Here is a 25,757-nt window from a genome sequence, read left to right on the forward strand (position 1 = left end):
GTCTTAGAGAACCCCGATCGGGTAGGAACCCAACCGTTTCAACTCCACGGCTTCCTCGTCGATTTCCGCCAACACCTTGCGCACCTGCTCGTCGTCCGTGTGCCCTTCGAAGTCGATGTAGAACACATACGCCCAGGTACCGCTGGGCGATGGCCGGGTTTCGATCCGGGTCAGACTGAGTCCGTGACGGTGGAAGGGTTCCAGCAACTGATACAGGGCGCCAGGTTTGTTGCGCATGGACACCAGAATCGACGACTTGTCGTGACCGCTGGCCGGCACTTCCTCACGCCCGATAATCAGGAACCGCGTGGTATTGTCGGGACGATCCTCGATGCTGCTGGCTTCTTTTTCCAGCCCGTACAGTTCCGCAGCCATGTCACCGGCGATGGCGGCGGCGCCCGGTTCTTCCGCGGCTCGGCGGGCCGCTTCGGCGTTACTGCTGACGGTAATCCGTTCGATGCCGTAACGGTGGGTGTCCAGCCACTGCCGGCATTGGGCAAACGACTGCTGGTGCGAGTAGATCCGGGTGATCTCCTGATCCTTGTTTGCCGGCGACACCAACAGGTGATGATGGATGCGCAACTGCACCTCGCCGCAGATTTTCAGCGGCGACGACATAAACATATCGAGCGTGTGGTTAATCATGCCCTCGGTGGAGTTTTCCACCGGGACCACACCGTAATGGGCCGCCCCGGATTCCACCTCACGGAACACCGCATCAATTGCCGGCAGCGGCACACTCACCACGGAATGGCCAAAGTGCTTAAGCGCCGCTGACTGAGTAAACGTGCCCACCGGACCGAGGAAAGCGATGTGCATCGGTTTTTCCAGTGCCAGGCAGGCCGACATGATCTCGCGGAACAGGCGCGCCATTTCCTCGCCCGACAAGGGCCCGGGATTCTGCTCCTTGATTCGGCGCAGCACCTGAGCCTCCCGCTCCGGACGATAGAAAAACACGTCCTGCTCCGGATTGGCGGCCATTTTTACATTGGCCACTTCCTGGGCGCATTTGGCGCGGGCGCTGATCAACTCCATGATCTTCTGATCCAGCTGATCGATTTCGTCTCTAAGTTCACCCAGACGGGCCTGCTCATTGCTCATGATTACCCACGCTCCCTGGCAAATTCCGTCATATAGGCAATCAGCGCGTCCACACCGGCTTCCGGCATGGCGTTGTAGAGGCTGGCACGCATGCCGCCAACCGAACGGTGACCTTTCAGGTTCAGCAGCCCGCGGGCATTGGCCCCTTTCAGGAACTCATCATTCAGACCATCATCCGCCAGGGTAAACGGCACGTTCATCCATGAGCGGAAACGGGGATCAATGGGGTTGGCGTAGAAATCGTTGGCGTCAATGAAGCCGTAAAGCTTCTGCGCCTTGCGCAAATTGATCTCGCCCATGGCTTTAACGCCCCCCTGAGCTTTCAGCCATTTGAACACCAGCCCGGCAAGATACCAGGAATAGGTCGCCGGGGTGTTGTACATGGAATCGTTATCCGCGATGACCTGGTAGTTCATCATGGTCGGCGTTTCCTTGTGGGCCTTACCGAGAAGATCCTTGCGGATAATCACCACCACCAGACCAGACGGCCCGATGTTCTTCTGGGCACCGGCATAAATCACTCCGAACTTCGACACGTCCAGCGGCCGCGACAGCATGTTGGAGGACATGTCCGCAACCAGTGGTACGGCACCGCTGTCCGGCACGAAGTCATACTCCAGGCCGCCGATGGTTTCGTTCGGTGTGTAATGCAGATAGGCAGCGTCGTTGCGGGTGTTCCAGGTACTCTGCTCCGGAATCGTGGTGAAACCGCTCGCTTCGCTGCTGGCAGCCACATTGACCTGACCGTACCGACTCGCTTCTGCGATGGCTTTTTTCGACCAGATACCGGTATTGATGTAATCCGCAGACGACTGATCACCCAGCAGGTTCAGGGGGATAGTCGCAAACTGGCTCGAAGCTCCACCCTGCATGAAGAGCACAGCGTAATCACTTGAAACTCCCGCCAATTCACGGAGATCTTTTTCAGCCGTTTCGGCAATCTCGACGAACTCATCACTGCGATGACTCATCTCCATCACGGACATGCCGGTACCACGCCAGTCGAGCATTTCATCCCGCGCCTGCCGCAGCACGCTTTCCGGCAAGGTTGCCGGACCTGCACAAAAGTTATACGCCCTGCTCATGTTCCTGTGATCTCTCAAGTCTTACCTGTCGTTCCGGGAAAGGTGCTGGCGTTATTCTTCGCCAGCACCGTCTTCGGCATTGCCGGCATCGTCTGCACTGTCTTCACTGCCCGGTTCCGGTGCGGATGCGCCTTCAGCCAATTCCTCAGCCAGTTCCTCCGGCTCATCACTTTCAGCGATTCGCTCGACGCCCACCAGGCGCTCATCTTCCTGGCTCAGTTTGATCAGGCGCACACCCTGGGTATTCCGGCTCAGAACAGACACTTCATCAGTGCGGGTACGAACCAGCGTGCCCTTGTCCGAGATCAGCATCATTTCGTCGCCGTCGAACAATTGCAGCGCGGTCACCAAGTTGCCGTTACGCTCCGAACACTGCATGGCGATAACGCCCTGACTGCCGCGACTGTAGGTCGGGAACTCGTCAAACGCGGTGCGCTTGCCGTAACCGTTCTCACTGGCGGTGAGCAGCACGCCGTCTTCCTGCGGAATGATCAGGGAAACCACGTGGTGGCCTTCAGCCATCCGGATACCCCGAACACCACGGGCAGTCCGGCTCATCGGGCGCACGGCCTCTTCGTTGAAGCGGACGGCCTTACCGGCCGTGGAAAACAGCATGACTTCGGCATCACCCTTGGTGATGGCGGCGCCAATCAGGGTATCGCCCTCATCCAGCGACAGCGCGATCAGGCCACTGCTGCGCGGACGGGAGAAGTTCGGCAGCGGGGTCTTCTTGACCACACCGGCCGAGGTGGCCATTAACACGAACTGGTCTTCCGGGTAATCCCGTACCGGCAGGAACGTGGTAATACGCTCACCTTCGTCCAGCGGCAGGATGTTGACCATCGGACGGCCGCGAGAGGCGCGGCTGGCACGAGGAATCTCGAACACACGCAGCCAGTAGACCTTGCCGCGGTTGGAGAAGCACAGAATGGTGTCGTGGGAATTGGCCACCAACAGCTTCTCGACGAAATCCTCGTCTTTCATCGAGGTGGCGGCCTTGCCGCGGCCACCGCGACGCTGGGCCTGGTAATCCTCCACGGCCTGGGTCTTGGCATAACCACCATGAGAAATGGTCACCACCAGATCTTCTTCGTCGATCAGGTCGGCAATGGTGAGGTCACGCTGGGAACTGGTGATCTCGGTGCGGCGCTCGTCGCCGAATTCACTCACCACCGCCTCCAGCTCTTCGCGGATCACCTGCATCAGGCGGTCCGGATCCCCGAGGATTTCCAGCAGGCCGGCAATTTTCTCCAGAATTTCCTTGTATTCGTTCTGGAGCTTCTCCGTTTCCAGACCGGTCAGACGATGCAGACGCATGTCCAGGATCGCCTGAGTCTGCTCCGGTGACAGGTAATAAAGGCCATCCCGCAGTCCGTAGATTTCCGGCAGGTCATCGGGACGGCAGGCGTCTTCACCGGCACGCTCCAACATCGCCAGCACATCACCCGGCGCCCAGCCTTTGGACATCAACTTTTCTTTGGCTTCCACGGAGCTCGGTGAGGCCTTGATCAGTTCGATCATTTCATCGATGTTGGCCAGAGCAACGGTCAGACCCTCAAGGATATGGCCACGTTCACGGGCCTTGCGCAGCTCGTAGATGGTCCGGCGGGTTACCACCTCGCGGCGGTGGCGCACGAACGCGTCGAGCATTTCCTTGAGGTTGAGAATCTTCGGCTCGCCGTTGATCAGTGCCACCATGTTGATACCGAATACGGTCTGCAACTGGGTATGGGCGAACAGATTGTTGACGATGACTTCCGGGTTTTCACCACGGCGAAGTTCGATCACCACGCGGATGCCTTCCTTGTTGGACTCATCCCGCAGTTCGGTGATGCCTTCCAGGCGCTTTTCCTTGACCAGCTCGGCGATCTTCTCGATCAGACGCGCCTTGTTCAGCTGGTACGGCAGCTCGGTAATGATGATGGCATCACGGTTGGTTTTGTTGTCGTGCTCGATTTCATGGCGGGCGCGGATATAGATACGCCCGCGGCCGGTGCGATACGCCTCGACGATGCCGGCACGGCCGTTGATGATGCCCTCGGTGGGGAAATCCGGACCCGGGATGAAATCCATCAGTTCGTCGATGGTCAGGTCCGGGTTATCAATCAGTGCCAGACAGCCGCTGACCACTTCCGTCAGGTTGTGGGGCGGAATGTTAGTGGCCATGCCCACCGCGATACCGGAAGAACCGTTGACCAGCAGGTTCGGCACCCGGGTCGGCAGCACTTCGGGAATCCGCTCGGTGCCGTCGTAGTTGTCGACGAAATCAACGGTTTCCTTGTCCAGATCCGCCAGCAACGAGTGCGCGATCTTCTTCATGCGGATTTCGGTGTAACGCATGGCGGCGGCGTTGTCGCCGTCGATAGAACCGAAGTTACCCTGACCGTCTACCAGCGGATAACGCAGGGAGAAGGGCTGAGCCATCCGAACGATGGTGTCGTAGACCGCGGAATCACCGTGGGGGTGATATTTACCGATGACGTCACCGACCACACGGGCGGATTTCTTGTAGGCCTTGTTCCAGTCGTTGCCCAGTTCGGACATGGCGAACAGAACACGGCGGTGAACGGGTTTGAGGCCGTCACGAACATCCGGGAGCGCCCGGCCAACGATAACGCTCATGGCGTAATCGAGGTAGGACTGCTTCAACTCATCTTCAATATTTACCGGCAGGATCTCTTTGGCTAACTCACCCATCGAGAAAGGTTCCTTTGCGTTTGCTGGAAGTCGTTTCAGGGCTTTTTGTACGCCCCGTAGTTATTCTTTAACAAGCGGCCAATACTAACACAGTCAGCCCCTTACCGGGGCAATTGCGAACCGCTCTTAATCAAAAACCACCGTCTTGTTCTGGTAGGTAATCACCCGGTCTTCAATGTGGGAGCGCAGGCCGCGGGCCAGCACGTTCTTCTCCACGTCTTTACCCAGGCGAACCATGTCTTCGATGGAGTCGCTGTGGGTAATGCGGATCACATCCTGTTCGATGATCGGACCTTCGTCCAGATCCTGGGTGACGTAATGACAGGTAGCGCCGATCAGCTTCACGCCCCGGCTGTAGGCCTGGTGATAAGGCCTGGCACCAGCAAAGGACGGCAGGAAGCTGTGATGAATATTGATCACCTTACCGGAATATTTTTCACACAAAGCAGCCGGCAGAATCTGCATGTAACGGGCCAGAACCACCACGTCCGTGGCGTAGCCCTCGATCAGACCATCAATTTCGCCAAACGCCTCGTCACGGTTTTCCCGGGACACCGGAATGTAGTGGTAGGGTATCTCGTGCCACTCCACCATGCGGCGCAGGTCCTCGTGGTTGGAGATCACGGCCACAATCTCGGCGTTGATCTCACGGCTGTGCCAGCGGTGCAGGAGGTCCGCCACGCAGTGGGACTCCTTGCTGCACATCAGGATCACCTTCTTGGGCTGCGCGGAATCCGCCACGTGCCAGTCCATATCGAACTCACGGGCAATCGGGTCAAAGGCGGCACGAAACTGATCAAGACCGAAAGGAATCGAGCTGGCCTTGATCTCGTGGCGCATGAAGAAGCGGCCCGTATGGGTGTCCGAATGGTGACTCGCCTCGGTAATCCAGCCATTGTAGGTGGACAGGAAATTACTCACCTTGGCGACAATTCCCACCCGGTCCGGGCAGGAAATAACAAGACGATAGGTATGCTCCATGGAAGCCTTTCCTTAGTTCTGATCCGGAAACGCGGGGGCGAAGGTTTCACACCCGTAAAAATGACCGGCTATCATAGCCTATCTGAACGCCAGAAACGAGGAACAAGCACATGGACAGACACCCACCTCAGGTACCCCGCACACACGCCTCCAGGGGCCGCTCACCGGGCCTTCGCGCCGGGCTTGCCGTCATTCTGCTAAGCGTTGCCGGCAGTCTGTGTGCGCAGGCGATTCTGGAGGGCGAACGTCACCACCCGGAACAGGGCCGCAAGGGCATGGTGGTCACCAGCCACGACCTGGCAACCGACGCGGCGCTGGAGGTGCTGAAAAATGATGGCAATGCCGTAGATGCCGCCGTAACCGCCGGCTTTGTACTGGCCGTTGTGCAGCCCCGCTCGGGCAATATCGGCGGCGGTGGTTTCATGTTGTTTGCCCCCGGCGACGGCGGCCCGGTTGAAGCCATCGATTACCGGGAAAAAGCCCCGGCCGCGGCCACCGAAACCATGTTCCAGGACAACGATGGCAATGCGGTGCCCAACCGCAGCCGCTTCACCCATCTGGCCTCCGGCGTACCCGGCACGGTGGCCGGACTGGCCCTGGCACTGGAACGCCACGGCACCCTGTCACTGCCGGAAGCGCTGGCGCCGGCAATACGCCTGGCCCGGGACGGATTTATCGTGCCGGCACGCTTCACCGAAGGCCTGGAGCAGGCCCGGGACCGCCTGCAACGCTGGCCCGCCAGCCGTGCGACGTTTTACCGGGAGGATGGCTCACCCTGGCCACCGGGCGAGCGTTTTCGCCAGCCGGAACTGGCTGCCACCCTGCAGCGCATCGCCGATCAGGGCACCCGAGGCTTCTATGAGGGCAAGACAGCGCGCCTGATCGTCGAGGAAATGCAGCGTAATGATGGTCTGATCACCGCGGCGGATCTGAAAGACTATCAGCCGTCCATCCGCAAGCCGGTGCGCGGAACCTATCGAGGCCATGAGGTGTTCTCAATGTCACCGCCCTCCTCCGGCGGCACCCACATCCTGCAGATCCTGAACATTCTGGAACACTACCCATTGGCAGAACTCGGCCATAACGCCGCGGACACCCTGCATTACATGGCCGAAGCTATGAAACTGGCCTACGCCGACCGCTCGAAGTTTCTTGGCGACACGGATTTTGTTGATGTTCCCCTCGACGGCCTGCTGGACAAAGCCTACGCCGCCGAGCTGCGCAAAAACATCAGCGTCGACAAGACTCGGCCAGCCAGCGAACTTCAGCCCGGCAACCCCAACGCCTTTGAAAGCCCGGAAACCACCCACTACTCCATCGTCGACCGTTGGGGTAACGCGGTATCCAACACCTACACCATCAATTTCAGTTACGGCTCGGGCATTACCGTGACCGGGGCGGGCTTCCTGCTCAACAATGAGATGGACGACTTCAGCGCCAAGCCCGGTGAGCCCAACGCGTTCGGGCTGATTGGCGGCGAGGCCAACAAGGTGGAACCGGGCAAACGCATGCTCAGCTCCATGTCGCCGACGGTTGTGCGCAAGAACGGCCGCAACTTCCTGGTCACAGGCAGCCCCGGCGGCTCGCGGATCATCACCACCACCCTGCAAGTGATTCTTAATGTGATTGATCACAACATGAACATTCAGAGCGCCGTCGACGCGCCGCGCATGCACCATCAGTGGCTGCCGGACGCGATCTTCATTGAACAGGGATTCAGCCCGGACACCCTCCGGCTACTGGAGGACCGCGGCCATACCGTGAAAACCACCAACGCCATGGGTGCGATCCAGAGCGTCCTGATTGGTGAGGATGGAACGCTTTACGGCGGCGCCGATCCAAGACGCAGTACTTCATCCGCAAAGGGTTACTGAACCCGGGGAGACATCATGTATCTATCTGTGCAACTGAGCTGTTACCCGCTCAAGGACGACTACAAGCAACCAATCTGGGATCTGATTGACCGGCTGAAACAGACCAGTCTGGAGGTGCATCCCGGGCGCATGAGCACCGAGATGTTCGGCGAGTATGATGAGGTGATGTCGGTGCTCTCAGACACCCTGAAATGGTCGTTCGAAACCTACGGCAAGTCGGTTTTCGTGGCAAAAATCATGGAAGGTGACCGGCGGCCGAAGGGGTAACCCCTACACCCGCCCCACAAACAGCGCCGCAACCAGCACGGTGCCGAGAAACGCCACAACCATGTTCACCACCAGCCCCCAGCGGAAGCCGTAACCTTCGGGAAACTCCGCGGGGGTCAGGGTGCGCAACAGGGCCCGGAACTGGCGGGATGACCACACTGCGGCAAAGGCCCCCAGCAGAATGAACAGGATGCCAATCCAGAACGCCAGCACCGCGTTGATGGCACCCACCGCTTCCGGGACCAGCGCATGGAGCAACAGCCCCGCCCGCTCGATCAGGAATCCGAAGGCAATGAAGGACAAGCTGGTGCGGTTCCAGGCCAGCAACGTGCGCTCGGCGGCGAACAGAACCCGGGGGTCTTTCAGATCTGACATCAGGCGCTTTCCTTTTCATCCGGTGAAGGGTTTGGAAGTGTGCATTGATAACGGGTCAGGCGTACATCCACGGTGACCGTCAACGACTGCAGCGCCACAGCACGCTCAAGCCCCTCCGCGGTGGCACGGTACAAATGTGGCGTCATCGCCAGCAAATCCGCAATCTGCTCCTGGCTGTCCAGCGTCAGGGCAAAGCGCTCCATGGCGGAGCCAAGCACTCTAAAACCCACCGGATCGTCGCGCACCGCGCTTTTTTCAGGCTTCAGCGTAGGGTAGATGATCTCACGCAATTCCCGTAGATGCGCGGGTCCGGCGTCCACCTGAAGCAACTGCCCCCCGGGCTTCAGCACCCGGGTAAACTCGGCATACACAGGAAAGCCGAACACACAGAGCACCCGGTCCACCGAGGACGAAAGCACCGGCAGCCTGGCGTTGGTACCCACAACCCACGCCGGGTGCTTGTCCTGTTTCGCGGCTGCCAGTACCGCCCATTTGGAGATATCCACGCCCAACAACTCGAGTGCCGGTTGTTCTGCGGCAGCCGCCGCCAACTGGCGCAGGTAATAGCCTTCTCCACAGCCCGCATCCAGGCAGGTTAAGCGGTGTGTGTCGGGCATTTCCGCCAGCACCAGACGATTCACCGCATCGGCGACGGGCTGGTAAAAGCCGCCGTTCAGAAAGCGCTGACGGGCTGCCACCATCTCCTTGCTGTCACCGGGATGAAGAGAACGCTTGTTCTGGACCGGCAACAGGTGGATATAGCCCTGGCGGGCGGTATCAAAATTATGCCCCACCGGGCAGCGCCAGGCCGCGCCAGTATGGCTCAGAGGTTCTCCGTCCAGCGGGCAGGCAAGAGCTTGAAAGGGTTCGACGGGCATGGGCGTATCACCTGAATGCAATGGGAATGCGCAAGGCTACCCCAAACACCGCCAATGGTCTAAATGGCAAGCCGGATTTCATCGCCATCGGTTTTGCCGTGCCGGACCACTGGTCAGCTTCCGTAAGCGGCACCGGTCCGGGCGGCCATAATGAAATCGTTTTTGTGCAAACCACCGATGGAGTGAGTCCACCAGCGCACCGTCACCTGGCCCCACTCGAGCAGAATGGCGGGATGATGCCCCTCGGCTTCGGCCAGTTCTCCGACCCTGTTGGTAAACGCCTGAGCCTCGGCAAAGTTACGAAACCTGAAGACCCGTTGCAGCTGCTCTTCCCCATCCAGCTCAACGAGTTGCCAGTCAGGAATTTCCCCCAGCAGACTGCGCTTCTCATCTTCCCCGATTTTCGGGGCATCTGCGCTGCAGGCCTCGCAGGACAGCCCTTCCAGTGAAGTCATGGTCTTTTCCCCCTGAACAGTAGCGTGTACTACAAGCGTGGCCGCCGGCCTGCGGATTATCAAGCCCACTCTTGAAATTTGACCCTGTTCAGAATACTGTATATTTAAACAGTACTCCGGAAACCAGGCAGGAATTTAACACCATGAGCAAACTTCTGAACACGCTGATAGAGGATGCCCGTGTCTGGCAGGGGCATCGTCAGACACGGACCACGCAACCGGCGGAACCGACCGGTTATCAGGCCCTGGACAATCAGCTCGGAGGCCTGGGCTGGCCCCGCGGAGCTCTGAGCGAATGCCTGCTGGATGCCCCGGGCATTGGCGAATTGCAGCTGGTGCTGCCACTGATGCAACGGCTGTCCCACGCTGGCAAAACTGTGTTCTGGCTGAACCCGCCACACACACCTTACGCCCCTGCCCTGGCCCGTGACAGAGTGAATCTGGACCAGATTGTGATGATCCGCACCGAAGACAGCGGCGATCTGCTCTGGACCCTGGAAAACTGCCTGCGCTCTCCGGTCACCGGGCTGGTACTGGCCTGGCCGGGCAAACTGGCCGCCCGGGATATCCGCCGCCTGCAACTGGCGGCGGAGGCCGGCAGCAATGTGTGCGTGCTGTTCCGCAGCCGCAAGCTGGCCGACCAGAGTTCTCCGGCCGCTCTGCGCCTGGAGCTGGAAGCCGGCGAACACCAGGACCTGCGGATCAATGTGCTGAAACGTCGAGGCAGCTGGCCCGGGCAGCGTTGCACACTGGCCATGGGCCGACGGGCCGATTTACCGGTCACCGAATCGAACCGGGTGGTTCAGGGCCCCTGGTCCGCATCCGCTCCCTGACTGACTGACATAAAGGCACGGCATCATGCTTTGGGCTTACCTGCATTTCCCGCATCTGCTGCTGGATCACATTCGTCGCTCCCGCAACGGGCGTGATGAGGCGAATGAAGAGAACAGTAAACCGGCTCTGGTGGTTGTGGATCAGTCTGCCCAGCGCGTGTTGCAAGCCTGCCCACAAGCCCAGGCCCAGGGTGTGCAAGCGGGCATGCGTCTGAAAACCGCCATTAACCTGGTGCCCGAGCTGGCCATCGCCCACGCGGACCCGGGGCGTGAACAGCAGATTCTGGCGGAGCAGGCGCGCTGGCTGTACCGCCATGTTGCCAGCATTGTGCTCCACCCGCCCGACGGCTTGCTGGTGGAGGTGGGCAGCCTGGAAAAACTCTACGGCGGCCTGGCCGCCGTCTGGCAAACCCTGGAACAGGCTCTCTCGGAACGGCATCTGACCGCCTGGATGGCCACCGGAGCCACTCCTCTGGCGGCTCGTCTTTGCGCTCGGGCCGGCCAGGGCCAGTGCACTGCAGACAAGGGCCATATGGAACGGCATCTCCATAATCTGCCACTGGCCGCCGCCGGCTTTGACGACCGCACCCTGACCCGGCTCCAGCGTCTGGGTCTGACCCAAATGGGGGAAGTCATGACCTTACCAGCCGCCGAGCTGGCCAGACGGCTGGCACCGGAAACCCTTGCCCGGGTGCAGAAAATTCAGGGCAGCCGGCCAGACCCGCAACAACCCTGGCAGCCACCGCACCACTTTCGTCAGCAGGCGGATTTCGTGCAGGACATCGAGCGCGCCGAAGGCCTGCTGTTTCCCCTGCAACGCATACTGACGGAGCTGGAAGAAGACCTGTGCTGGCGCCAGCAGGACACCGACAGCCTGCTCCTGGTGCTGACACATCGCCATCACGAGCCTACCCGCTTGCGCATTCGCACCTCCGGGCCGGAACACCGGGCCGAGGCATTTCTGAACCTGATGCGCCTGCGCTTCGAGCAACACCCCCTGCCGGCTCCAGTGGCTTCTCTGGTGTTATCCGTGCGCCGCTTTCTCGGGCGGGAAGCCGCAGCAGGCAATGACCTGCTGGGCGAAACCCGGGACCTGAACGAAGCCTGGCACACACTGATCAGCCGCCTGCAGGCCCGTCTGGGCAACGACGCCCTGCAACAACTGTCGCACCAACCGGATCACCGCCCGGAACGAGCCTGGTCGGCCTCCGAGGTTCAGCGCAAACCGCGCCCGGCGATAAGCGACCTGACCAGTCTGCCCCGCCGACCCTTGTGGTTACTGAGCGGCCCGCAAGCCCTGCCGGAGGCTCCGGTGGCCTGGCATTCCGGCCCCGAACGAATCAGCGGCGGCTGGTGGGATGGCCAGCGGGTGCACCGGGATTACTACATCGCCGGGCTGAGTAGCGGTCAGCTGGCCTGGGTATTCCGGGATGTGCGGGGCGGCTGGTTTGTCCATGGCTGGTTCGGATAAGCCCATGTCTTACGCCGAGCTTTACTGTTTCAGCAATTTCACTTTTCTGACCGGTGCCTCACATCCCTATGAGCTGGCCGAGCAGGCAGCGGAACTGGGCTATCGTGCCCTGGCCATTACCGATGCCTGTTCCGTCGCTGGTATTCCCAGAGCCTGGGCGGCTCTCAAAGACAGCCCGGTAAAGCTGATCACCGGCAGCTGGTTTGAACTTGAAAACGCCCCGGCCAACGGCACCCCACCGCAGTTCATCCTGCTGGCCCGCAACCGCGCCGGTTACGGCCAGCTGTGCCAACTGATTACCACCGGCCGACGCCGGGCAGAGAAAGGCCAATACCGGTTGTTCCGTGAGGATCTGGAAACTCATCCTCTCGAGGACTGCCTGTGCCTGTGGTTGCCACCCCTGCCGGCCAACGCCAGCTACGACGAAGCACTGGCCAGCGGCGAGTGGCTGCACTGGCTGTTTGGCGATCGCCTGTGGCTGGGCGCCAGCCGCACCCTGGAATCCGGGGAAGACCACCACCTGTGCCGGATAGGCCAGCTGTCCTCGGACCTGCGCTGCCCGATCACCGCCACCGGGCAGGTGCACATGCACAGCCGCGAACGCCAGCCATTACAGGATGTGCTCACCGCCCTGCGTCACAACACCTCGCTGGAACAGGCCGGCCGCTACCTGTTCCAGAACGGCGAGCGCTACCTGCGCCCCCTGGCGGTATTGCAGCGGCTATTTCCCGAGGCCTGGCTGAAAGAAAGCCTGGCCATCGCCGAGCGGTGTGTTTTCGAGCCCGGCAGCCTGCGTTACGAATACCCGCCCGACCTGGTGCCTGAAGGCGAATCCCCCGTCAGCTTCCTGCACCGCCTGACCCGGGAAGGCGAGCGCCGGCGTTTTCCCGGTGGCACACCACTGACGGTGCAGGCTCTGATCCGCAAGGAGCTGGCACTGATTTCCGAGATGAAGTACGAGCATTACTTCCTCACCATTCAGGACATTGTCGCCTTTGCCCGCAGCCAGGGCATTCTGTGTCAGGGCCGCGGCTCCGCCGCCAATTCCGCAGTGTGTTACTGCCTGGGCATCACCGAGGTCAACCCCACTAAAGTGGATCTGCTGTTCGAGCGCTTCATCTCCAAGGACCGCAACGAGCCGCCGGACATCGACGTGGACTTCGAGCACGAGCGCCGTGAAGAGGTCATTCAGTACATTTACCGCCGCTACAGCCGCGAGCGGGCGGCACTGGCCGCCACCGTTATCCGCTACCGCCCCCGCAGCGCAATCCGCGATGTCGGCAAAGCCCTGGGGTTCGATTCCGCGCTGGTCGAACAGCTGCTCAATGGTGTGGACTGGCGCGACAAGGCCACCGACTGGCGCCAGCAGATCCTCGACAAACGCCTGACTCGAAACCCCCGGATAGCCGACCGCTTCTTCACCCTGGTCAACACCCTGCTGGGCTTTCCCCGCCACTTGTCACAGCACGTCGGCGGCTTCGTAATCAGTGCCGGGCCACTGGCGGAACTGGTGCCGGTGGAGAACGCCGCCATGGAAGGTCGCACCGTTATCCAGTGGGACAAGGACGATCTGGAAAGCCTGGGGCTGATGAAAGTGGATGTGTTGGCACTGGGCATGCTCTCGGCCATTCGCAAGGCGCTGGAACTGATCAGTGAGGAAAAGGGCCAACCCTTTGCCATGCAGGACATCCCCGCAGAAGATCCGGACACCTACGCCATGTTGCAACAAGGCGACAGCATCGGCGTATTCCAGGTGGAATCCCGCGCCCAGATCAACATGCTGCCGCGCCTGAAGCCGGAGACGTATTACGACCTGGTGATCGAAGTGGCCATTGTTCGCCCCGGGCCGATCCAGGGTGACATGGTGCATCCGTATCTGCGCCGCAAACACGGCCTGGAACCGGTGGATTACCCCAACGACGAAGTGCGGAAAGTGCTTGAACGCACCCTGGGCGTGCCCATCTTCCAGGAACAGGTGATCAAACTGGCCATGGTGGCCGCCGGCTTCTCCGCCGGGGAAGCCGACCGGCTGCGCCGGGCTATGGCCGCCTGGAAATCCCACGGTGACCTGACCCCGTTCCGCGACAAACTCATCAGCGGCATGCTCGAACGTGGCCACGACGCCGACTTTGCCGAACGCCTGTATCTACAGATCTGTGGCTTTGGCGGCTACGGCTTCCCGGAATCCCACGCCGCCAGCTTTGCCCTGCTGGTGTACGTGTCCGCCTGGATCAAGCGTCATTACCCGGCGGCGTTCTACTGCGCCCTGCTCAACAGCCAGCCCATGGGATTCTACTCCCCCTCACAACTGGTACAGGATGCCCGCCGCCACAACGTGGCTTTGCTGCCGCCGGATGTAAACCATAGCCACTGGGACCACACCCTGGAAGGCCCCACCCGCCAGCTAAGGCTGGGCTTGCGCCTGATACAGGGCTTGTCGGAAAGCGGCGCCGAACGCCTTCACCAGTACCGGCCCGCAACCGGCTACCGCTCCACCAGCGAACTGCGCCGTCTGGCCAGCCTCAATCAGCGGGACATGGAGCTGCTGGCCGGCGCCAACGCCATGCCCGACTTCACCAGTAACCGCCACCAGGCCTACTGGCAATTGCTGGACCACGAACAACCGACGGAACTGTTCGCGGAGGAAGCCGCCGCAGAGTACCTCCCGGAACACTGTCATCAGCTACCGGAGCCCACCGAAGGCCAGAGCGTCCTTGCCGACTACGCCAGCCAGGGCCTCACATTGCAGCGCCACCCACTCGCCCTGCTGCGGGAACAGGGCCATCTGAAGTTCTGCCTGAGTGCCGAACAGCTCAAAACCACCAAAGCCGGCATCCCCGTTCAGGTGGCCGGCCTGGTTACCGGTCGCCAGCGCCCAGGCACGGCCTCCGGCGTGACGTTTGTCACTCTTGAGGATGAGACCGGCAATGTGAATGTGGTGGTGTGGCTGGAAACTGCACGGCGGCAGCGAAAGCCACTGCTGACCGCGCGGCTGCTGCATGTGAAGGGCGTATTGGAACGACAAGGCGAGATTATGCATGTGATGGCGGGGAAACTCTCGGATCTGAGCCATCTGATTCGTTCATTGCCCGTTGATTCCCGGAATTTTCATTAGAAAAAAGAAAACCCCGCACGAAGGCGGGGTTTTCGGTACTACTCGGTGGAGATCAGCTCAGGAGCTTGATCATCACACCGGCAGCCACTGCAGAGCCGATAACGCCGGCCACGTTGGGACCCATGGCGTGCATCAGCAGGAAGTTCTGCGGGTTGGCCTCAAGACCGACCTTGTTGGATACCCGGGCCGCCATCGGCACCGCGGATACACCGGCAGAACCGATCAGCGGGTTGATGGCTTCCTTGGTGAAGCGGTTCATCAGCTTCGCCATCATAACACCACAGGCGGTACCAACACCGAAGGCCACAATGCCCAGCCCCAGGATACCCAGCGTCTGGCCGTCCAGAAACTTGTCCGCCATCAGCTTGGAGCCAACGGACAGCCCCAGGAAAATGGTCACGATGTTGATCAAGGCATTCTGGGCGGTGTCGCTCAGACGCTCCACCACGCCACATTCGCGCATCAGGTTACCGAAGCAGAACATACCCAACAGCGGCGCCGCATCCGGCAGGAACAGAACCACCGCAATCAGAACCACCAGCGGGAAGACGATCTTCTCTTTCTTGCTCACCGGGCGGAGCTGGGACATCTTGATGGCCCGCTCTTTCTGACTGGTCAGCGCCTTCATGATCGGCGGCTGAATCATCGGCACCAGCGCCATGTAGGCGTAGGCAGACACCGCAATCGCACCCAGCAAGTGCGGAGCCAGAACGCTGGACACGTAGATGGATGTAGGACCATCCGCCCCGCCGATGATGCCGATGGCGGCTGCTTCCAGAATCGTGAAGTCCAGAATACCCAACCAATCCAGCAGCGCGGCACCAATCACCGTGCCGAAAATACCGAACTGGGCAGCGGCACCCAGCAGCAGGGTCTTGGGGTTGGCAAGCAGAGGACCGAAATCGGTCATCGCACCGACGCCCATGAAGATCAACAGAGGCCCGATGGTGCTGCCGATAACCACCGAGTAGAAGTTATACAGCATGCCATTGCCGTAACCGAAATCCTGAGCGATCGCGTTTGCCATCGCCATTTCGGAATAACTGGCCTCTTTCACCGCCACTTTGAACGCTTCTTTCAGTTCCGGCGTAACGGCCTGTCCGGCCTGATAGGCCACGTCCAGCGGCGCTGCCAGCGCCGCAAGGATCTCGGTCGTGCCACCCTTCAACGCAAAGTGGATCGCATTTTCCGCCGCAGTCAGGGCCAGGCCTGCCTCCGGAATATTCGCCAGGATGCCACCGAAACCAATCGGCACCAGCAGCAGAGGCTCAAAACCCTTGCGAATCGCAAGGAAGAGAAGAACAAGGCCAATAGCGATCATGATCACCTGGCCGATCTCGATGTTGAACAGGCCACTACCTGTCCAGAGCGTCAGTAATTTATCCATGGAATGCTGGCCCTTATGCGATTGTCAGCATTTCATCATCAGGGGAGACGGCATCACCGACCTTGATGAAGACTTCACCGATCGTACCGGCTTTCGGTGCGCGAACCTCGGTTTCCATTTTCATGGCCTCGAGGATAATCATCACTTCGCCCTCTTCCACGGTATCCCCCGGTGAAACCAGCACCTTGAAGATGTTACCGCCCAGCGGCGCAAGCACAGGCTCGCCCTCACCAGCAGCCGGAGCAGGAGCTGAAGAGGCTGCCGGCGCAGACGCTGCACCACCCTCGCCCTGGATCTGGGTGATTTCGCCACCTTCGGAAACGGCAACCACGAACTTCTTGCCATTCACTTCCACTGTGTACGTCTCAGGGCCGTCCGCCTTGGTGGCCGGAGCACTGCTTCCGGCAGTCGGAACCGGCTCGAACGCATCAGGGTTATTGCGGTTCTCGAGGAATTTGAGGCCAATCTGCGGAAACAGCGCGTAGGTCAGTACGTCGTCTACGGTGTTGTCAGCCAGTTTGATGCCTTTCTCTTCGGCCAGCTTCTTGAGCTCGTCGGTCAGCTTGTCCATTTCCGGCTCGAGCAGGTCCGCCGGACGGCAGGTAACAGGCTCTTTGCCGTCCAGAACACGCTCCTGAAGCTCCTTGTTCATCGCCGCGGGGGCAGCACCGTACTCGCCTTTCAGGATGGCTGAGGTTTCCTTGGAGATGGACTTGTAGCGTTCGCCGGTCAACACGTTCAGTACCGCCTGGGTACCCACAATCTGGGAAGTCGGGGTAACCAGCGGGATGAAGCCCAGGTCTTCGCGAACCTTCGGGATCTCATCCAACACCTGGTCGAACTTGTCACTGGCGTTCTGCTCACGCAGCTGGTTTTCCATGTTGGTCAGCATGCCGCCAGGCACCTGGGCAATCAGGATGCGAGAATCCGTGCCTCTGAGGCTGCCTTCAAATCTGGCGTACTTCTTGCGAACTTCACGGAAGTAGCTGGCAATTTCTTCCAGCAGGTTCAGGTCGAGACCGGTATCACGGTCAGTACCTTCCAGAATCGCAACCACAGCCTCGGTGGGCGAATGACCGTAGGTCATGCTCATGGAAGAGATGGCGGTATCGACGTTATCAATACCGGCTTCCGCCGCCTTGATGGCGGTGGCGGTCGACATGCCCGTGGTGGCGTGACACTGCATGTGGATGGGAATATCCAGCTCTTTCTTCAAACGGCTGACAAGGTCAAAAGCCACGTAGGGCTTGAGAATACCCGCCATGTCCTTGATCGCGATAGAATCAGCGCCCATGTCGGCGACTTCCTTCGCCAGCTCTACCCACATCTCGATGGTGTGCACCGGGCTGGTAGTGTAGGCGATGGTGCCCTGGGCATGCTTGCCGGTCTTGCGAACAGCCTTGATGGCGCGATCCAGGTTACGGGGATCGTTCATGGCATCAAAGATACGGAATACGTCCACGCCGTTCTCGGCGGCACGCTCACAGAAACGATCTACCACATCGTCCGCGTAATGACGATAACCCAACAGGTTCTGACCGCGCAGAAGCATCTGTTGCTGGGTGTTGGGCATGGCTTTTTTCAGTTCGCGGATACGCTCCCAGGGGTCTTCGCCCAGGTAACGAATACAGGAGTCAAAGGTAGCTCCACCCCAGGATTCCAGAGACCAGAAACCGACTTTGTCGAGTTTCTCGGCAATGGGCAGCATGTCATCAAGCCGCATGCGGGTGGCAAGCAGGGACTGGTGGGCGTCACGCAGGATAACGTCCGTAATCCCCAGCGGTTTCTTTGTGTCAGTCATCGTGTCAGCCTTCTGTTTAAAGGTTCTAATACGTCAGCCAGGTCACTTCTTGTGGCGTGACCGGAATTGTGCAATCGCCTTCTTGATGGCTTCCGCCGTGTCGGGGTCAACCGACGTGGGAGCCTTGGGCTTGGCACGTGGCGTTTTCGCCGGGGTTGCCGGCTCTGGCGCAAACCGCGAGATGATCTTGGACATGGCACCGGTTGCGAAAACCAGAATGATCAGGAACACGAACACGAATCCCATGCCTGCAATCATCAGATCAACGGCTTGTGACATCAGCTCATTCATAACGAACAGCTACCTGTATTGAGTTATTTGATTTACCCCGATTTACACCCCAGGCCCACTGCAACTTTGGTCTTACTGGCCTGAAACTCAGTTCGGGAGGCAAAATCCTGCGTAATTTACCGTTTTAGGTCGCGTCGAGCAACCTGAATGCGAATTACTATACGCGCTTTCCGAGGCAAGCGACCCTCAATGACAACAGGCTGCAGGCCTCAGCCGCCGGATCATTCAGGCATATCGGACGCGCATTTTACGGCCTTTGATGCGGCCATTCTCCAGCCTGCCGAGCGCCTCGGCAGCGACACTGCGGTCAACCGCCACGAAGCACTGAAAATCAAACAGGTCAATCTTGCCAATCAGCTTACCGGGCAGCCCCGCCTCCCCCGTCAGCGCGCCCAGCACGTCGCCGGGGCGGACCTTGTCCTTGCGACCACCAGAGATACACAGCGTCCGCATTGAAGGCTTCACCGGTTTATCCGACGTGGCGAGCAGCGCCTGCGCATCTCCCCATTGCACCCGCTGATCCCGTTGAGACTCCAACCGTGAGATCTTGTGGCCCTGGGACGGTGTGCAGAAGGTCACCGCATTGCCGGTTTCACCGGCACGACCGGTGCGCCCCACCCGGTGGGTGTGTACCTCCGGATCACGGGCCGGCTCAACATTGACCACCAGCGGCAGCGACTTGATGTCCAGACCGCGGGCCGCCACATCGGTGGCCACGAGAATCGCACAACTCTGGTTGCCGAAACGCACCAGCACGCTGTCCCGGTCTTTCTGCTCCAGATCTCCGTGCAGTGCCAACGCGGAAAAGCCGCGGCTCTCAAGGTCGGCCGCCAGCTCATCGCACTGCTGCTTGGTGGTGCAGAAAGCAATGCAGGATGCGGGCTGCAGGTCCGACACCACCGCCGCCAGTGCGTCCGCCTGTCGTCCTGGCTCAATTTCGTAGAATATTTCGCGAATATCCGGCTTTTCTTCGTGCGCTTCCACGCGAATATCCACCGGAGTGGACTGATAACGCTCACTCAGAGTGCGGATACTCTCGGGCCAGGTGGCGGAAAACATCAGCGTCTGGCGGCGGGAAGGCACCTGGGCAATGATGTCCTCCACCGCGTCCTGGAACCCCATATCCAGCATCCGGTCCGCCTCATCGAGCACCAATGTCTTTAGGGACTCCAGCGTTAACGTACCTTTGCGCAGGTGGTCCTGGATCCGACCCGGGGTGCCCACAACAATGTGCGCGCCATGGCTGAGTGAGCCGATCTGGGGTCCGATGGCAACGCCGCCACACAGTGTCAGCACCTTGACGTTGGCCTGCGCCCGCGCCAGCTCCCGCAGCGCCTTCGCAACCTGATCCGCCAGCTCACGGGTGGGACAGAGCACCAGCCCCTGGACAGCGAAATGCCTTGGGTTGAGCTTCTCGATCAGACCGATGCCGAACGCGGCGGTTTTACCACTGCCCGTTTGCGCCATGGCGATGACGTCTTTCCCGGAGAGCGTTGGTGGCAGCGCCTGGGCCTGAATGGGCGTTGGCTGCGTGAAACCCAGCTGCGAAAGATTGGAGACCATGGCCTGAGACAGACCAAGCTGGTTAAAGGAAGACATAGACAGAAATTCCTGAAATGAATAACGCTGGTTATGGCGGAGTTGGCAGTCCGCGTATACTACTCTATCAGCGCATTCGAGATAGCAACAATTTACGGAGTCGTAGATGGCATCACTTCAGGATCAGTTGATGAAGGCCGGGCTGGCAGACGAGAAAAAAGCCAAGGCCATTCGCAGCGAAAAACGGAAACAGCGCAAACAGCAGCCCAAAGGCACGGTACAGGTCAACGAGGCGGAGGAGCGCGCGCGCAAGGCCCGAGAAGAGAAAGCCGAACGTGACCGGCAGCTGAACCTTGAGCGCCAGCAGCAGGCCCAGAAAAAGGCGATCCAGGCCCAGATTCGCCAGCTGGTGGACACCAACCGCCTGGATCGGTCGCGGGGCGAGACGTCCTATCAGTTTGTTCACGACAAGAAGATCAAGAAGCTTTTTGTGGATGACAAGATGGTGGACCAGCTGTCACGGGGCCGCCTGGCCATCGTGTTCGTGAATGATCAGTATGAAATTGTGGCGGAAGGCGTGGCGCGCAAGATTCAGGAGCGTGATGAGAGCGCGGTGGTGGTTCTGCACGACCGACAGAAGGATGATGTGGGTGAGGACGACCCGTATGCGGGTTATGAGATTCCGGATGACTTGATGTGGTAACCAGATAAATAAAAAACCCCGCTTAACGCGGGGTTTTTTATTTGATGTGGCGCGGCTGGGAGGATTCGAACCTCCGACCGCCTGGTTCGTAGCCAGGTACTCTATCCAGCTGAGCTACAGCCGCTTAAACTTGGGGCGAAATTGGCGCGGCTGGGAGGATTCGAACCTCCGACCGCCTGGTTCGTAGCCAGGTACTCTATCCAGCTGAGCTACAGCCGCGCATCATTTCGCTCTGGTTGGTTGCCAACCCAACCGGCTCTCGCAATTCCTTGATGGAAAATGGCGGAGAGGGAGGGATTCGAACCCTCGGTACGATTGCTCGTACGGTTCCTTAGCAGGGAACTGGTTTCAGCCACTCACCCACCTCTCCTTGAGAACGGGGCGTATACTACCATAATTTTTCTGTTTTCATAGGGTTGACACGAGATTTTTCCAGCCCATTTCAGCCCGACATAAAAAAAGCCGTTCAGGTCTCCCGTGAACGGCTTTTCAGGCTTCTCAGCTGTTACCGGGCTCGGGGCCCTCAGAGTCTTTTTCACTCTGAATACGCTGATAAATCTCTTCGCGGTGCACTGCGACTTCCTTCGGGGCGTTCACGCCGATACGCACCTGATTCCCCTTCACTCCCAGTACGGTAACGGTAATGTCGTCACCCACCATCAGAGTTTCGCCAACACGGCGAGTCAAAATCAACATATCCTGTTCTCCCTTATTCAGAGCTACCTGTTCCGAAAATAATGTACTTCTTTGTTTTATAGTGGGGTCACTAACCGCGCAAAACACGCACATTCCCTTATACGGGAACAAGGCGCCAAAGGCGCAGCAAATGACACCCTTTTTACCAAAACCTGCGCGAACCGACCTGTACGCCGCGTGATCAGGCTTGCTCCACCCCGGGCTTGTCCAGTTCGAAGGCACTGTGGAGCGCACGAACCGCCAGCTCGAGATACTTCTCATCGATCACCACGGAAATCTTGATTTCCGATGTGGAGATCATCTGAATATTTATACCCTCATTGGACAGCGCTTCAAACATCTTGGTGGCCACACCCGCGTGTGAACGCATACCAACACCAACAATACTGACCTTGGCAATCTTGCTGTCGCCACTCACCTCGCGGGCACCCAATTCGTCCGCCACGCCCTGGAGCACTTCTTTCGCGCGCTTGAAGTCATTACGGTGAACGGTGAAGGTGAACGACGTGCGGTTATCCTCGCCGACGTTCTGAACGATCATGTCCACTTCGATGTTTGCATCGCTGACCGGCTTCAGTATACGCAAAGCGCTGCCCGGTGTATCAGGCACGCCGGAAATAGTGACTTTGGCTTCGTCGCGGTTGAAAGCGATGCCGGAGACGACCGGTTGTTCCATGGCGTTATCATCCTCAAGAGTAATCAGGGTACCTTCACCATCCTGGAAGCTGGAGAGCACCCTTAACGGAACATTGTACTTACCTGCAAATTCGACAGAGCGGATCTGCAGCACCTTCGAGCCAAGACTGGCCATTTCCAGCATTTCTTCAAAGGTAATCCGGTCCAGACGGCGTGCGGTGTCCACGACCCGCGGATCGGTGGTGTAAACACCATCCACGTCGGTGTAAATCTGGCATTCGTCGGCTTTCAGCGCCGCTGCCAGAGCAACAGCGGTAGTGTCCGAGCCGCCACGTCCGAGGGTGGTGATGTTGCCACTCTCATCAATGCCCTGAAAGCCTGCCACCACCACAACCCGGCCTGCATCCAGATCCTCCCGCATGCGCTGCTCATCGATCTGCTTGATGCGCGCCTTGGTGTGCGAACTGTCGGTCACAATGCGTACTTGCGACCCGGTGTAGGAGCGGGCACTGCACCCCAGCTTCTGCAGCGCCATCGACAGTAACGCTATGGTGACCTGCTCACCGGTTGAGACCAGCACGTCCATTTCCCGGGGCGTGGGCTCTTCCATAATGTCATTTGCCAGCGCGATCAGACGATTGGTCTCACCGCTCATGGCAGAGACCACCACCACGACATCATGCCCTTCGCGGCGGAAGCGACACACTTTCTCGGCCACGGCCTGAATACGCTCGGTAGTCCCTACCGATGTACCACCGAATTTCTGAACCAACAGAGCCATTTTCTTCCCGGAATCCAGAATGGGACAATGGCGGAGCAACGCCCCGCCGGTTAAAAATCAAACGGCGGGATTATAAACGTCAGCCCACCGTCAAAACAGTTGCTCATGCAATATTTTTTTCGACCCAGGCCGGCACACCCGCCAGCGCCTCAGCAAGCTTCGAGGGATCATTACCACCGCCCTGAGCCATATCAGGACGACCACCACCCTTACCATCCACCTGGGCGGCCAGATGTTTCATCAGATCGCCCGCCTTAATCCGGCCGGTGGCCGACTTGGTCACACCGGCCACCAGCGTCACCTTTCCATCCTCAACGCTGGCGAGCACAACCACACCTTGGCCCAGCTTGTTCTTGAGCTGATCGGCGGTTTCCATCAACGCCTGGCGATCGGCGCCCTCAAGTTCGGACGCAACCACTTTCAGACCGCCGATTTCGGCGGCGGATGCGGCCAGGTCAGTACCGGCCGAGCTGGCCAGCTTCGCTTTCAGGCCGCTAATCTCTTTCTCAAGCTGGCGGCTCCGCTCAATGGTCTGCTGCACCTTCTCAACCAGCGTCTCGCGGCTTCCCTTGACCAGCTTCGCGGCGTCGCGCAAGGTCTGTTCGGTCTGATCCACCCACTCCATGGCGCCAAAACCGGTCACCGCCTCAATACGGCGAACACCGGCTGAAATGCCACTTTCGGAGGTGATGCGGAACAGCCCAATGTCGCCAGTACGGGCCACATGGGTACCGCCACACAGTTCAACAGAATAGCTATCGGCGCCCATGCTCAACACCCGCACGGTGTCACCGTATTTTTCACCGAACAGCGCCATCGCACCTTTGGCCTGGGCCTGCTCCATGTCGGTGATTTCGGTCTGCACCGGAGTATTGGCCAGAACCTGCTCATTGACCTGGCGCTCGATCTCCTTGAGCTGCTCGGGCGTGACCGCCTCGAAGTGGGAGAAATCAAAACGCAGCTTGTCAGGGTCCACCAGGGACCCCTTCTGACTCACATGCTCACCGAGCACCTTGCGCAGGGCCGCATGCATCAGGTGGGTCGCGGAGTGGTTGCGCTTGGTACGCTCGCGGCGCGCATGATCAATGCGGGCATCCACTTCCAACCCGGAGAACAGCTCACCCTCCAACACCGTGCCGATATGAAGATGGTTGTCACCCTCCTTGCGGGTATCGGTTACCTGGAACCGGCCGCCACTCCAGGTCAGCAGGCCGGTATCGCCCACCTGGCCGCCGGACTCGGCATAGAAAGGCGTACGCGCAAGCACCACGACCGCTTCGTCGCCCGCTTCTGCCGTTTTTTCCTGGTCACCCACGATCACCGTGCGAATGGCCTCGTGCCCATCCACATGATCGTACCCGGTGAATTCAGTCTTGCCGGCAATGCTGAGCCCGGCGGCGTTGTAATCAATACCGAATTTGCTGGCAGCACGGGCCCGTTCGCGCTGGGCCTCCATGGCTTTCTCATAGCCTTCATAATCCAGAGACAGGCCGCACTCACGGGCGATGTCATTGGTCAGGTCCACCGGGAAGCCATAGGTGTCGTACAGGGTGAAGACGGTGTCGCCCGGGATCACATCGCCTTTGAGGTCGGCAATGTCCTGCTCCAGCAAACGCAGGCCCTTGTCGAGCGTCTTGGCAAACTGCTCCTCTTCCTGCAGCAGTACCTTTTCAATCTGCTTGCGACTGCTGACCAGCTGCGGGTAAGCGTCACCCATCAGCTCGACCAGAGCGCCGGTTAATCTGTGGAAGAAGGCATCCTTGGCGCCCAGCTTGTTGCCATGACGGGCCGCGCGGCGAATGATACGGCGCAGCACGAAACCCCGCCCCTCATTCGACGGCATCACTCCGTCGGAGATCAGGAAGGCGCAGGAACGGATGTGATCTGCCACCACTCGCAACGAGGCCTCGGTTGTCGCAACGCCCCCCAGAATGGTCGAGGCGGCCTTGAGCAGGTCCTGCATCAGATCGATTTCGTAGTTGCTGTGCACACCCTGCAGTACCGCAGTGATCCGCTCGAGCCCCATACCGGTATCCACCGAAGGCTTGGGCAGGTTCAGCATTTCGCCGTCGGCGGTGCGGTTGTACTGCATGAACACCACGTTCCAGATCTCGATGTAACGGTCGCCGTCTTCCTCCGGGCTGCCGGGAGGGCCACCGGCCACGTCCGGACCGTGATCAAAGAAAATTTCGGTGCAGGGGCCGCAGGGACCGGTATCGCCCATTTGCCAGAAGTTGTCGGAAGCGTAGGGTGCACCCTTGTTATCACCGATACGCACAATGCGGTCGGCGGGCACCCCGATTTCCTTGTTCCAGATATCGTAGGCTTCGTCATCCGACGCGTAGACCGTTACCCACAACTTTTCTTTGGGTAGCCTGAGCCACTCCTCACCGGTCAGGAACGTCCAGGCATAATTGATGGCTTCACGCTTGAAGTAGTCCCCGAAGCTGAAGTTGCCGAGCATTTCGAAAAAGGTGTGATGGCGGGCGGTATAACCGACATTCTCAAGGTCATTGTGTTTGCCGCCGGCCCGCACGCATTTCTGCGACGTGGTCGCACGGGTGTAGTCACGCTCTTCACGGCCCAGAAACAAATCCTTGAACTGGTTCATCCCGGCGTTGGTGAACAACAGGGTCGGGTCATCTGCCGGCACCAGCGAACTGCTCGGAACAATGGCATGGCCCTGCTGTTTGAAATAGTCCAGAAACGCCTGTCGCAACTCTGCGGTTTTCATAGCCCTTTGATACCCTTCTATAAACCCGACCGGGTCCATGATTGAGAACACATACTT

General features: G+C 59.5%; 20 protein-coding genes and 3 tRNA genes. 6 read left to right on the plus strand and 17 right to left on the minus strand.

What is annotated here, in order from left to right; all coding sequences use genetic code 11:
• Positions 1-3: 3 nt before the first annotated feature.
• From pheA to purU, 4 genes are all read right to left on the minus strand, one after another.
• Positions 4-1,101, minus strand: a complete 1,098-nt coding sequence (pheA, locus tag R0125_RS08880; RefSeq protein ID WP_248184477.1) for a prephenate dehydratase — start codon at positions 1,099-1,101, stop codon at positions 4-6.
• A gap of 2 nt (positions 1,102-1,103) precedes the next feature.
• Positions 1,104-2,186, minus strand: a complete 1,083-nt coding sequence (gene serC, locus R0125_RS08885; protein ID WP_317237882.1) for a 3-phosphoserine/phosphohydroxythreonine transaminase — start codon at positions 2,184-2,186, stop codon at positions 1,104-1,106.
• Between the two features lie 51 nt (positions 2,187-2,237).
• Entirely contained in the window at positions 2,238-4,883 is a 2,646-nt protein-coding gene (gyrA, locus tag R0125_RS08890; protein ID WP_317237883.1) for a DNA gyrase subunit A, read from the minus strand.
• A 126-nt stretch (positions 4,884-5,009) separates the two neighbouring features.
• Positions 5,010-5,864 (minus strand): formyltetrahydrofolate deformylase, encoded by an 855-nt coding sequence (gene purU / locus R0125_RS08895; RefSeq protein ID WP_248184472.1) that lies wholly within the window; start codon positions 5,862-5,864, stop codon positions 5,010-5,012.
• Between the two features lie 110 nt (positions 5,865-5,974).
• Here purU and ggt point away from each other — a divergent pair, with 110 nt between their 5' ends.
• Both ggt and R0125_RS08905 read left to right on the plus strand, forming a co-directional pair.
• Entirely contained in the window at positions 5,975-7,738 is a 1,764-nt protein-coding gene (gene ggt / locus R0125_RS08900) for a gamma-glutamyltransferase (RefSeq protein WP_317237884.1), read from the plus strand.
• A 15-nt stretch (positions 7,739-7,753) separates the two neighbouring features.
• The gene (locus R0125_RS08905; protein WP_248184468.1) at positions 7,754-8,005 is read left to right on the plus strand and encodes a YkoF family thiamine/hydroxymethylpyrimidine-binding protein; all 252 of its coding nucleotides are present in this window, start codon (positions 7,754-7,756) and stop codon (positions 8,003-8,005) included.
• Positions 8,006-8,008: 3 nt separating this feature from the next.
• Here the strand turns inward: R0125_RS08905 and R0125_RS08910 are convergent, their stop codons facing one another.
• The 3 genes from R0125_RS08910 to R0125_RS08920 all read right to left on the minus strand — a co-directional run bounded on the left by R0125_RS08910 (position 8,009) and on the right by R0125_RS08920 (position 9,713).
• Positions 8,009-8,380: a DUF202 domain-containing protein gene (locus R0125_RS08910; protein WP_317237885.1), complete on the minus strand. Its 372-nt coding sequence runs from the start codon at positions 8,378-8,380 to the stop codon at positions 8,009-8,011.
• Positions 8,380-9,258 (minus strand): putative RNA methyltransferase, encoded by an 879-nt coding sequence (locus tag R0125_RS08915; protein WP_317237886.1) that lies wholly within the window; start codon positions 9,256-9,258, stop codon positions 8,380-8,382. Before R0125_RS08915 ends, R0125_RS08910 begins: the two co-directional genes overlap by 1 nt.
• 113 nt (positions 9,259-9,371) lie before the next feature.
• Entirely contained in the window at positions 9,372-9,713 is a 342-nt protein-coding gene (locus tag R0125_RS08920; RefSeq protein ID WP_248184461.1) for a 4a-hydroxytetrahydrobiopterin dehydratase, read from the minus strand.
• Positions 9,714-9,856: 143 nt separating this feature from the next.
• Here R0125_RS08920 and imuA point away from each other — a divergent pair, with 143 nt between their 5' ends.
• From imuA to R0125_RS08935, 3 genes are read left to right on the plus strand one after another with little or no spacing between them, the layout of a single operon-like run.
• On the plus strand, positions 9,857-10,546 hold the full coding sequence (imuA, locus tag R0125_RS08925; RefSeq protein ID WP_317237887.1) for a translesion DNA synthesis-associated protein ImuA: 690 nt from the start codon (positions 9,857-9,859) through the stop codon (positions 10,544-10,546).
• Positions 10,547-10,571: 25 nt separating this feature from the next.
• The gene (locus tag R0125_RS08930) at positions 10,572-12,017 is read left to right on the plus strand and encodes a DNA polymerase Y family protein (RefSeq protein ID WP_317237888.1); all 1,446 of its coding nucleotides are present in this window, start codon (positions 10,572-10,574) and stop codon (positions 12,015-12,017) included.
• 4 nt (positions 12,018-12,021) lie between these two features.
• Positions 12,022-15,132 carry an error-prone DNA polymerase gene (locus tag R0125_RS08935; RefSeq protein ID WP_317237889.1) on the plus strand — a complete coding sequence of 1,037 codons (3,111 nt, stop codon included), beginning with the start codon at positions 12,022-12,024 and terminating at the stop codon, positions 15,130-15,132.
• 52 nt (positions 15,133-15,184) lie between these two features.
• Here R0125_RS08935 and R0125_RS08940 read toward each other — a convergent pair whose 3' ends face one another.
• The 4 genes from R0125_RS08940 to dbpA form a co-directional block, all read right to left on the minus strand.
• Positions 15,185-16,519, minus strand: coding sequence for a sodium ion-translocating decarboxylase subunit beta (locus R0125_RS08940; protein ID WP_248184453.1), 1,335 nt, complete (start codon positions 16,517-16,519; stop codon positions 15,185-15,187).
• A 13-nt stretch (positions 16,520-16,532) separates the two neighbouring features.
• A complete protein-coding gene (gene oadA / locus R0125_RS08945) occupies positions 16,533-18,320 on the minus strand; it encodes a sodium-extruding oxaloacetate decarboxylase subunit alpha (RefSeq protein WP_248184451.1) in 1,788 nt (595 codons plus the stop codon).
• Between the two features lie 42 nt (positions 18,321-18,362).
• Positions 18,363-18,611: an OadG family protein gene (locus R0125_RS08950; RefSeq protein WP_248184449.1), complete on the minus strand. Its 249-nt coding sequence runs from the start codon at positions 18,609-18,611 to the stop codon at positions 18,363-18,365.
• Positions 18,612-18,836: 225 nt separating this feature from the next.
• A complete protein-coding gene (gene dbpA / locus R0125_RS08955) occupies positions 18,837-20,210 on the minus strand; it encodes an ATP-dependent RNA helicase DbpA (protein WP_317237890.1) in 1,374 nt (457 codons plus the stop codon).
• 106 nt (positions 20,211-20,316) lie between these two features.
• Here dbpA and R0125_RS08960 point away from each other — a divergent pair, with 106 nt between their 5' ends.
• Positions 20,317-20,853, plus strand: coding sequence for a DUF2058 domain-containing protein (locus tag R0125_RS08960; protein WP_317237891.1), 537 nt, complete (start codon positions 20,317-20,319; stop codon positions 20,851-20,853).
• Between the two features lie 47 nt (positions 20,854-20,900).
• On the opposite strand, the gene R0125_RS08965 is transcribed toward R0125_RS08960, so the two are convergent.
• From R0125_RS08965 to alaS, 6 genes are all read right to left on the minus strand, one after another.
• Positions 20,901-20,977, minus strand: a tRNA-Arg gene (locus R0125_RS08965).
• Positions 20,978-20,995: 18 nt separating this feature from the next.
• Positions 20,996-21,072, minus strand: a tRNA-Arg gene (locus tag R0125_RS08970).
• A 61-nt stretch (positions 21,073-21,133) separates the two neighbouring features.
• Positions 21,134-21,223, minus strand: a tRNA-Ser gene (locus R0125_RS08975).
• A gap of 128 nt (positions 21,224-21,351) precedes the next feature.
• Positions 21,352-21,549 carry a carbon storage regulator CsrA gene (gene csrA, locus R0125_RS08980; RefSeq protein WP_248184444.1) on the minus strand — a complete coding sequence of 66 codons (198 nt, stop codon included), beginning with the start codon at positions 21,547-21,549 and terminating at the stop codon, positions 21,352-21,354.
• A gap of 181 nt (positions 21,550-21,730) precedes the next feature.
• A complete protein-coding gene (locus R0125_RS08985) occupies positions 21,731-22,966 on the minus strand; it encodes an aspartate kinase (protein ID WP_248184441.1) in 1,236 nt (411 codons plus the stop codon).
• 103 nt (positions 22,967-23,069) lie between these two features.
• Positions 23,070-25,700: an alanine--tRNA ligase gene (gene alaS, locus R0125_RS08990; protein WP_317237892.1), complete on the minus strand. Its 2,631-nt coding sequence runs from the start codon at positions 25,698-25,700 to the stop codon at positions 23,070-23,072.
• Positions 25,701-25,757 lie beyond the last annotated feature (57 nt).

The sequence above is a fragment of the Marinobacter sp. M-5 genome, assembly GCF_032911545.1.
In the GTDB taxonomy this organism is placed as follows: Bacteria; Pseudomonadota; Gammaproteobacteria; order Pseudomonadales; family Oleiphilaceae; genus Marinobacter; species Marinobacter goseongensis.